Genomic DNA, 9,498 nt, shown 5'->3' with positions numbered 1-9,498 from the left:
CCGGAGCGGCGCTTGAAACAAACGAAACGACCAATAAATGAAGGGGGTCAAATCTTCGTTTCGCCCAAGGGGTCAATTCCTCGCTTCGCTTGACACTTGCAATAGCAGTCTGTTCCGCGTCGACTGCGACGCCCGCGTTGTAGAGCCATGGATCGAGCTCGACAGCACCTGCCTCGCCGGGCCGAGCCTCGATCACGATGGAGTTCAAGGATTGTCGCAGCTGATATGAAACGCCGCGGAGCGTCGACTACTTTTTGCTCGTAGCATTCTGCGTCAGGTTCATTGAATGCGATCGCAACAATTGATGGTGTGTCGATGACGATCAACTTGGAAGCCCGTTTTCTTCATACCCAAAATCTCGTCAGCAGAAACGCCTATCTAGCGCCGGGAGGATCATATGGTCCTAGGGCTTCGCTTGAGGTTTGTGGGCAATTGTTACCGTGCGCTTGATCCGCGCCGGGCTTTCAAACCGGTTTCAGGAGATGGCGCGGCCATAGGGGGCGCGCTTCACCCAAAAAGGCGTGCCGGCTCTCTATCTCCCTCTTCAGTGTCATGATGGCGGTTAAGGAAGCAATCAACGGTTTGCCAAAGCCGGTCTGGAACTGCTGCTCGACACGTGTGTCTACATCGATGGCTTATAAGGGCGAGCGCCAGAAGTTGTGGGGGAACTGCTTGACATCCGCCACAGCAATCACTCCACCATCGCCGTCCAGGAGTTGATGCACACCGTCGGCGTGGTCGATCCGGTGCACAAAGGTGCGAAAACAGCCATTCAACAAATCAGGACTACGGTTAAGGCGATGCCGGCCCATCGGGTGTTTGCGGCGGGCCGCTTTACTGTCCGGCTTGCTTTGTCGTCTGCAGGGCTATCACCGCGACGCGCGGCCGCGAGCGCTTCACGACTGCGTCCTGTTCCTGCAGGCGCAAAAGCTTGGCCTTACCGTTCTTACTGCCAATGTGAGCGACTTCGATTACCTGCAGCAACTGATGCCTAATGGTCGGGTCCTCTTCTACCGTTCAACCAATTAGATCGGGCGATCGTGCCACTTTCGGCCCCAGATCCCCCACTATCGATACTTGACGCCCACCGTCCTTCTCCAAGGCGTCAAGGGTGAATTCGGAGACGCCGGATAGTGGCGCCGAAGAGGGTGACGGAAACCTCGTCCTTGGAGCTGGTGCCGAGCTCCCTACAAAGTGGAGGTTCATGACCCGAGCGGTCGGTTGCCTAAGGATCAGCTTTCCTGGGATTAGGTTGGTCAGTTCCAATTGACGTTTTCAAGCCGGGCGAGATGCTTGTGCGGCGGCGTCCGCCATGGGAGTGGAAAGCGTTCTGTAGTGACAGCGATCCGCATAGGAGTTGAGATGGCCGTTTTCATTCGAGAGGCACATGCCGAGGACAGGGATACCCTCGGAGCACTTAAGCTGCGGTCTTCGCTGGCTTGGGGAGATCATATTGAAGAGCTGCAAGCACTTCCAGATGCGAGAGAGGTTCCGGTCGCGCACGTGCCGCATGCCATCGTCGCGGAGCTTGAAGGGGAGATTGTGGGCTTTGTAACGGTCCTTTCTGGTAAAGGCGCTGTGCAGGCCGAACTTGAGGACCTGTTCGTCGCGCCGGAGGTATGGCGAATGGGGGTAGGCAGAAAGCTACTCGCCGAAGCTGAGTGTCGTGCCGCAGCGCTCGGGGCTCGAACGCTACACGTCGTAGCTGGCGAGCGAGCTCGTCCATTCTATGAAGCTTCAGGATATCGGTTTGCTGGAACGATCGCGACGGATTTTGCGCCTGCAGTCGAACTGCATAAAGATCTGCCCTAAGGCTGCAATGGGTCGAATCTTGCCGATCCGGTAGCGGCGAAGCTGCTACCGTGAATCCGTGCCCCAATAATGCACAGGGGCCGAGCTGATCGCGGCGATCTAGTCGGCTGGAACGTCGATCGCTTTGCGGCGGCCGGCCACCTTACCTGTCCTGCCACGGGTTTATGATCACCAAACCGACAGCCTCGAAATCCGCAACATTCCGAGTTGCCAGTGCGGCGCCACGGGAAAGGGCGATCGAGGCGATCTGTGCGTCGAACTGACTGATCGGGCGACCCGCCTTGCGGCGCTCCGTTCCAATTGTCCCATAAACGTCTGCGGCCTCCCGATCGAACGGCAGGACGCGACCGGCGAGATCTTGCGCAAAGATCGGCAAGATTGCCGCTTCAAGATCACGCCGGCGGCGACCATCGGGAAGCAGGCGTAAACCATATAGGATTTCGGCTTCTGTGATCGTGGTCGTGAAGACGGCGGCGGGAGGCTGTTCCGCAAGCCAATCGACAACCGCGGGCTCGGGAACCGGCAATAGCAGTTCAGATATGATGTTCGTATCGAGAACGATCATAGCGCGGAGAAATCCGGAGCGTCGCGGATCGGTTCGCGCGAGGGAATTTCCAGTTCGACTCCGCCAAGCGGCTGCATGCGCGCGCGGATAGCGCCAGCGAGGCTTCCCGCCGATGTCTCCTGCTGCGAAAGCACCATTTTCAGAATGTCACGCGCCTCGTCTTCCATGGACCGGCCGTGGGTCGCTGCGCGGACCCGCAGCCTCTGTTTCAGTCGATCGTCGATGTTGCGAATGGTCACGCTGGCCATGTGAACTACCTCCAGTCATCATTGATTGCATATAGTGCAACGATGGCAATTGTTCAATTGGACCGCACTTTGCTTCGGCCGGGCCCGAGATGCGAAACCAGAACGAGACATGGCCTTGCCCGGCTCTCGCGACAGGGTTGGATACACTTGAATCACTGCGCCTACAGATCCCTCAATATCGATACTGGGGTCCTATCGATAGTGAGCATGTGCGCATACCGCTGTCAGGATGACGGAAATCACGGCGATGTTTACTTCCGTCTCAGAATTCTCAAACGTTAATTCAGATGGTTAATTGTTCGCGAATCCTTCATCGGATAATGCGACCTAGCGGGGCAGATTTGGTGACAATGCTGATTTTGTGTTCGACCTATGGCTCTCGTTCTTTGCCATTCTGATCACTCCAGGTCGTAGCAATTGTCTCCTCGAATTGCATGCAAAATGGCGGCATGTCCAGTGATTTGGATCTGACAGCTCAAGGCCGGCTCGGCGATGTGGATCCGCGCTGCCGCCCTACCGAAATGCTGCTCCTCGGCATCGGCCACGAAATAGCTCCCATACGGCGCGTGGAGCTGACAAGGGCAGGGGCGGTCTACTACGGTCGCTGTGCGACGATGTCGATCTGTCCGCCATGGTCTTTGCGGCTGCGTTATGTCCAGCCCCGCGCTGACGGCAGCAAGGGGAGAGTAAGCGGATTCACAAGGGCGATTGTCATCAGCTCGGCCAGGAGGAATGCGGTCGTCGGGCCCAATGTGAAGCCCTGATGGCCGTGGCCAAAATGGAACCAAAGGCCCTTGTGCCGGGTCGGGCCGACAACTGGTAGCATGTCTGGCATGCAGGGACGTGTCCCAGACCATGGCGTGGCTTCGACGGGCTCGCTCAGCGCAAAAAGCTCGCGGGCAGTGTCGGTCGCGTGCCGAATTTGCCGCGATGCCGGCGTTGCGCCCGGCGACGCCATATGCGCGCCGGTCAAGACCCGCCATCCTGCGTTCATCGGCGCAACCAACGTGGAATTGTCGACGTCCAGCATTGAGACGCGCGGCCCGTCCTGGCCTGAAAAATGCCTGTGATAGCCCCGCTTGAACACCATGGGTATGCGATAGCCGAACGTCTTTGCGAGCGTCGGCGACCAAGGCCCCAGGGCAACGATCGCGTTTTCAGCGCTGACAGCACCATCCTCGGACAACACCCGCCAACCGGTACCATTCTGCTGCAAGGTCATGGCGTCGCCGCGGGTAAGCGTCCCGCCGCGCGCCACGAAGAGAGCTGCGTAGCGCGCAACCAGCTCGCCCGGGTCACGGCAGGTCCAGGGCGAGGTCCAATGGACAGCACCTGCGAGCCGACGCTGCAGCGCCGGTTCGCTCGCCGCGAGTTCATCTGCGCCAAGCACCTCGGACGGCACACCGTAGACCCGCTTCAGCCGCTGCGCGGCCGCAGTCGCCGCTTCGAAACTCGCGGGCGTACGATAGACGGCGCGCCACCCTTGCCGGACGATCAGTTCGCCGGCGCCGGCGGGTTCGATGAAGCGCGCGTGATCCTCGCTCGCACGTAGCGCGAGCTGTGAATAGGCCGCAATGGTTCTCGCGTAAGGTGCCGCCGCAGACTGCGTGAAATAGCGCCAGAGCGGCCCCGCCACGCGTGGCAAATCGCGAAGCCGCCAATCGACGTCGTTGCCGCGCTTGAGCGCCACCCTCGCGATCTCGCTTACGCTCCGCGGGAAGGCATAGGGCTCGACGGCCTCGGTCTGGATGATGCCGGCGTTGCCATAGCTTGTTTCCCGTCCGGGTGCCTGGCGATCCAGCAGCACCACCTGGTGCCCGTTCTCCTGCAAGGCAAGCGCGGTTGAGACGCCGACCATGCCGGCGCCGAGGACAAGGGAGGTGGTCATGACTGGGTTTCCGTTGCGGCGTTGGTCAGAAAGTCAGGCGCGAATTGTAGCCGACCACGAACTGGATGAAGCGCGAGACGTCGACCATGTCGTCGCCCTGGTAGCGGATCGTGTAACCGTCGATGCGTTCGACGCCCTTGAGGTAGGAGAGATACTCGGCCGGGAGGCGATTTCGGAACACGATCTCCAGGACAGGGTTTTCCAACTTGAACGGTTTCGCCCCGCCGGCTGTCGCCAGTGCCGCCTTGACGCCATCGCGAATCCGGCGATGCGCGACGGCCGGCGTCAGCGAGATCGCCGATTGTGTGCTGTAAACCTGCTTGACCGGCACCGTCACGATATCGCCGATACAGGACCTGATCTCGTCCAGGGCGATATTGTCGCCCGAGGCGAGAAGGACGGGCACGTCGAAATGTCCGGCAATCGCAGCGTTGATGCCAGCTTCCGGCATGACGGCACCATTGATCCGCACTTCGGCGAAGGCCGTGCCGCCGATCGTGTGCGACAGCACGCCACCCGGATGGCCTGCCCCGGCGTGGTAACCGAGCAGCATCGCACCGACGAAGGAACCGAACTCGACGCCCTGCATCATCATCAGCGGTCGCGGCCAGCTGCGCACGATCTGCACATAGTCGGGCAGACGGTCGATCAGGATGCTCTCGCCATTGCCGTGGGAATCGCTGAGTATGACTTCCTCCACGCCTTCCTCGTGCGCGGCCTCGCAGGCGTGAACAACCGTGTCGGTCATCCAGCGGCGCGCGTTTTCGTATTCGAAACCTTCCGGCATCAGCTGGTCGCGGCTGACGACCCCGACGATCCCCTCGATATCAGCTGAAATGTAGATGCGCATTCCTGCCTCCCGGCCAGCCGCGCAAGAGCGCGAATGATGAATTTGACTTTCCGACGATAAACATAGTTTTATGATTAGAAAATATCTTTCTTTTTGGCGGAGGCAAAAATGAAACTGTTTATTGCGGGTCTGGACACCGAAACCAATACCTTCTCGCCGATGCAGACGGGGCTTGAGGCTTTCCAGGAAAACCTGATCGCCTATGGCGACGCGACAAGCAGGCCACTCACGTGCTGCTCGTCGCAGATGTTGGTCTGGCGCAATGCGGCTGAAGAAGAAGCCTGGGACGTGGTGGAAAGTCTCTGCGCCGTGGCCGAGCCCGGCGGCAAGACCACTCGGGGCGTCTATGAGAGCTTCCGCGCCACCATCCTCGCCGACCTCGAGGCGGCGATGCCGGTCGATGCGGTCATGCTGGCGCTGCATGGCGCCTGCGTCGCAGACGGCTATGACGATGTCGAGGGGGATCTGCTCGAACACGTGCGCGGAGTGGTCGGGCCGAATGTCCCGGTTGCCGCCGAGCTCGACCTGCATTGCCACATCACCGATCGCATGCTCTCAAGCGCCACCATGATCGCCACCTACAAGGAATATCCGCACACAGACATCGAAGAGGTTGCCGACCAACTGTTCCGGTTGATGAAGCGGACCCTTGCGGGCGAGGTTCGGCCGGCGATGGCCCTCTATGACTGCCGGATGATCAACACCTTCCACCCGCATCGCGCGCCGTTGCGCGGCATCGTCGACCGCATGAAGGCGATGGAGGGGCGGGACGGCATTCTCTCGGTCTCCTTCGGTCACGGTTTCCCTTGGGGAGACGTGGAAGATGTCGGGGCCAAGATGCTCGTCGTTGCCGACGACGATACGGCGAAAGCGGCTCGGACCGCCGAGACCTTCGGCAAAGAGATATTCGCTTCGCGTGAGGACATGCGCGGCACCTATCTCAGCATCGATGCCGCGCTGGATCGGGCCGTCGCCGCGAAGAGCGGGCCGGTGGTGCTGGCCGACGTCTCCGACAATGCAGGCGGTGGGGCACCTGGAGACTCGACCTTCATTCTGCGCCGCATCATCGAGCGCGGCATCGAAGACGTAGCGACCTGCCTCTACTGGGACCCGATTGCGGTGCGCCTGTGCCGTGAGGCGGGAGAGGGGGCGACGCTGGCGCTCAGGATCGGCGGCAAGGTCGGGCCAGCCTCGGGAGACCCGCTGGATCTGACCGTGAAGATCCGACGCATCGCCTCCGGCATTACCCAGCGCTTCGGGCCGACACCGCTCGGGATCGGCGACGCGGTATGGGTTACAGCAGGCGGCGTCGAGATCGTGCTGAACACCGTGCGCACACAGGTCTTCCACCCGGAATGCATGACGGGGCTGGGCTTGGACCCGGCGCAGAGGAAGATTGTCGTGGTGAAATCGAGCAACCACTTCCGTGCCGGCTTCGAAGCCATCGCCAGCGAAATCCTCTATGTCGGCGGGCCCGGCGCCTTGCAACCCCGCTTCGAGGAGCTGCCCATCACTAAACTGAAGCGTCCCTATTGGCCGAAGGTCGCCGACCCGTTCGCACTGTAGGACGGACGCCATTTGGGCAGGCTCGACGTGGCGAAGATTTGGCAGCCATCCATTGCCGTCGTTGCCGGCAGGGATGATCACAGCCTGTCACGCCGGTGGCGCCAGCATGCAAGGGGATGGGATTGCTTTTCGAGCCGATGTTGATTTCGGCCACGTATTATAGGAAATGGTTTTCCTATCATGCCAATCGGATTCTGCCCGCGTCGCAGGCTGAGTCGAGACCGGCAGGCGGTCGTGACGGCTGCAGGCAAATTGGAGACGCCTACGATGACCGATGCGAAATCCACCCTCGGCGATATCCTGAAGGAGATTCGCAACCGCAATCGCTGGACGCTGGCAGAAGTGAGTTCCATGACGGGGCTTGCAGTCTCGACCCTCTCCAAGGTCGAAAACAACCAGATGCAGCTTACCTACGACCGGTTGATCCAGCTGGCGCAGGGCCTCAAGGTCGATATCGTCGAGCTCTTCGGGACCATGACGGGTGCCGAGGATGCGCCCAGCATGCTCGGGCGCCGCACCTACACCAGATCTGGCGAGGGGCGGGAGATCATCACGCAAAACTACGACTATCTCTATGTCTGTACGGAGATTTCGAAGAAGTCGATGGTTCCGATCGTGGCGATGGCCCGCGCCCGAACCCTTGAAGAATTCGGTCCGCTGATCCGCCACAAGGGCGAGGAGTTCTTCTACGTTGTCGAAGGAGAACTCGAGCTCCATACCGAGATCTATGCGCCCTTGCGGCTCAAGAAGGGCGATTCCTGCTACTTCGACGCCATGATGGGACATGCCTATCTCAGCGTGAGCGAAGAACCTGCGCAAATCCTGTGCGTTTGTTCGACCCCGGAAACCGAATTGGTCTCCACCCTGTCGAACGCACAGACGATCAAGTCCAAAAGCTGATACAACTAAAAACGAGTACGATAAGAAAAAATATTGCACTTAGGAAAATCGTTTCCTACTCTAGTGCTGCGGTTGGTGCCGGGAGGGCATCGTGCGCCGCAGTTCTGGGGAGGACTATGAGATGAACGCTTCCAAGTGGAAATCGATTGGCGTCGCCTTGCTTCTGGCATCGACGCCGCTTTCCGGCGTGATCGCAGCGCAGGACGTGCTGGTGCTGGCGCGAGCGGAAGATCCGCCGACCGCCGATCCTGGCGTCGAAATCAGCAACAGCGGTTACACACTGATTTACGCTGCCTATGAAAGGCTCGTCGCCTACAAGGGCGGCACAACGGAAGTCGCACCGGAACTGGCCGAAAGCTGGACCGCCGACGACGCCGGTCTCGTGTGGACCTTCAAGCTTGCCAGCGGCCACAAGTTCGATGACGGCGCACCGGTCGATGCGGCTGCTGTGAAATTCAGCTTCCACCGGCTGATGAAGCTGAAAGCGGGTCCCTCCGACGCGTTTCCGGTGCTGAAAGAGGTCGAGGTCGTCGATCCGCAGACGGTGAGATTCCATCTGACGGCGCCATTCGCGCCCTTTATCTCGACACTCGCCGTCTCCGGCGCGGCCATCGTCAATCCGAAGGTGATGGAGCACGAGAAGGACGGCGACATGGCGAAGGCCTGGCTTGCGGAACACTCCGCAGGCAGCGGCCCCTACCGTATCGCCTCCTGGGAACGCAACCAGAGCATCGTGCTCGACCGCAACGAACATTACGCGGGCACAAAGCCGGCGCTGAAGCAGGTCGTCATCCGCATCGTCGGCGACGTCTCGGCCCGTCGTCTGCAACTGACGAGCGGCGATGCCGACATCATCGAACAGATCCCGCTCGATCAGGCGGAGGCGCTGCAGAAGGACGCCTCCGTCGTGGTCGAGAGCAATCCCAGCATGTATGTGAACTACATCTACATGAACAACCGCCAGCCGCCGCTGGATGACGCCAAGGTGCGCCAGGCGATTTCCTATGCGGTCGACTATCAAGGCATCATCGACGGCATCATGCTCGGTCAGGCCAAGCAGATGCGCGGCGCGGTGCCGAGCGGCATGTGGGGGCACGACCCGCAGGGCTTCCAGTACACATACGATGTCGAGAAGGCGAAGGCGCTGCTTGCCGAGTCCGGCAAGAGCGACATCCGTCTGACCTACACCTTCTCCCAGGCCGATCCCGCGTGGGAACCGGTCGGGCTTGCGCTGCAAGCGTCCCTTGCGGAAATCGGCATCAAGCTCGATCTGCAGGCGGTCGCCGACACGACCAAACGCGAACTGGTGGCCAACGGCAAGTTCGATATGGCTCCCGGTGCCTGGACGCCTGATTTTGCCGACCCCTACATGTTCATGAACTACTGGTTCGACGCCGGCAAAATGGGTGGTCCGGGCAACCGTTCCTTCTACGACAACACCAAGGTGACCGAACTCGTGAAAGAGGCGGGATCCATCGTCGACGAGGCGAAGCGCAAGGAACTCTATGTCGAAGCGCAGACGCTTTCGACGCAGGATGCGCCCTATCTCTACATCATGGAAAAGAACGACATCTTCGCCCGCCGCGCGGTCGTGAAAGGCTATGTCTACAATCCCATGCTGATCCAGGTCTACAATTTCGGAACGATGTCGAAAACGGAATGAGAAAGC

At 60.2% G+C, this 9,498-nt stretch carries 8 protein-coding genes and 2 pseudogenes; 4 read left to right on the top strand and 6 right to left on the bottom strand.

What is annotated here, in order from left to right; genetic code table 11:
- A pseudogene (locus ABIE33_RS27305) lies at window positions 1-208 on the bottom strand (hypothetical protein); the annotation flags it as partial.
- A gap of 1,154 nt (window positions 209-1,362) precedes the next feature.
- Between ABIE33_RS27305 and ABIE33_RS27300 the strand changes: the two are divergent.
- The gene (locus ABIE33_RS27300) at window positions 1,363-1,812 is read left to right on the top strand and encodes a GNAT family N-acetyltransferase (protein ID WP_429130911.1); all 450 of its coding nucleotides are present in this window, start codon (window positions 1,363-1,365) and stop codon (window positions 1,810-1,812) included.
- Window positions 1,813-1,954: 142 nt separating this feature from the next.
- On the opposite strand, the gene ABIE33_RS27295 is transcribed toward ABIE33_RS27300, so the two are convergent.
- From ABIE33_RS27295 to ABIE33_RS27275, 5 genes and pseudogenes are all read right to left on the bottom strand, one after another.
- Window positions 1,955-2,377 (bottom strand): type II toxin-antitoxin system VapC family toxin, encoded by a 423-nt coding sequence (locus tag ABIE33_RS27295; protein ID WP_429130910.1) that lies wholly within the window; start codon window positions 2,375-2,377, stop codon window positions 1,955-1,957.
- Window positions 2,374-2,625 carry a FitA-like ribbon-helix-helix domain-containing protein gene (locus ABIE33_RS27290; protein WP_429130909.1) on the bottom strand — a complete coding sequence of 84 codons (252 nt, stop codon included), beginning with the start codon at window positions 2,623-2,625 and terminating at the stop codon, window positions 2,374-2,376. Before ABIE33_RS27290 ends, ABIE33_RS27295 begins: the two co-directional genes overlap by 4 nt.
- 461 nt (window positions 2,626-3,086) lie before the next feature.
- Window positions 3,087-3,170 (bottom strand): annotated as a pseudogene (locus ABIE33_RS27285) (LysR family transcriptional regulator); the annotation flags it as partial.
- 104 nt (window positions 3,171-3,274) lie between these two features.
- A complete protein-coding gene (locus ABIE33_RS27280) occupies window positions 3,275-4,513 on the bottom strand; it encodes an NAD(P)/FAD-dependent oxidoreductase (protein WP_429130908.1) in 1,239 nt (412 codons plus the stop codon).
- Window positions 4,514-4,538: 25 nt separating this feature from the next.
- The gene (locus tag ABIE33_RS27275) at window positions 4,539-5,363 is read right to left on the bottom strand and encodes a M55 family metallopeptidase (RefSeq protein WP_429130907.1); all 825 of its coding nucleotides are present in this window, start codon (window positions 5,361-5,363) and stop codon (window positions 4,539-4,541) included.
- 108 nt (window positions 5,364-5,471) lie between these two features.
- On the opposite strand from ABIE33_RS27275, the gene ABIE33_RS27270 reads away from it, so the two are divergent.
- From ABIE33_RS27270 to ABIE33_RS27260, 3 genes are all read left to right on the top strand, one after another.
- Window positions 5,472-6,929, top strand: coding sequence for a M81 family metallopeptidase (locus ABIE33_RS27270; protein ID WP_429130906.1), 1,458 nt, complete (start codon window positions 5,472-5,474; stop codon window positions 6,927-6,929).
- A 267-nt stretch (window positions 6,930-7,196) separates the two neighbouring features.
- The gene (locus ABIE33_RS27265; RefSeq protein ID WP_429130905.1) at window positions 7,197-7,829 is read left to right on the top strand and encodes a helix-turn-helix domain-containing protein; all 633 of its coding nucleotides are present in this window, start codon (window positions 7,197-7,199) and stop codon (window positions 7,827-7,829) included.
- A 121-nt stretch (window positions 7,830-7,950) separates the two neighbouring features.
- Window positions 7,951-9,492 (top strand): ABC transporter substrate-binding protein, encoded by a 1,542-nt coding sequence (locus tag ABIE33_RS27260; protein WP_429130904.1) that lies wholly within the window; start codon window positions 7,951-7,953, stop codon window positions 9,490-9,492.
- Window positions 9,493-9,498: the final 6 nt, after the last annotated feature.

Origin of the sequence: Ensifer sp. 4252, assembly GCF_050434565.1 — a bacterium.
Taxonomy (GTDB): domain Bacteria; phylum Pseudomonadota; class Alphaproteobacteria; order Rhizobiales; family Rhizobiaceae; genus Ensifer.
The sequence above is the reverse complement of the archived record's forward strand: the minus strand, read 5'-3'. Positions and strand labels throughout refer to the sequence as shown.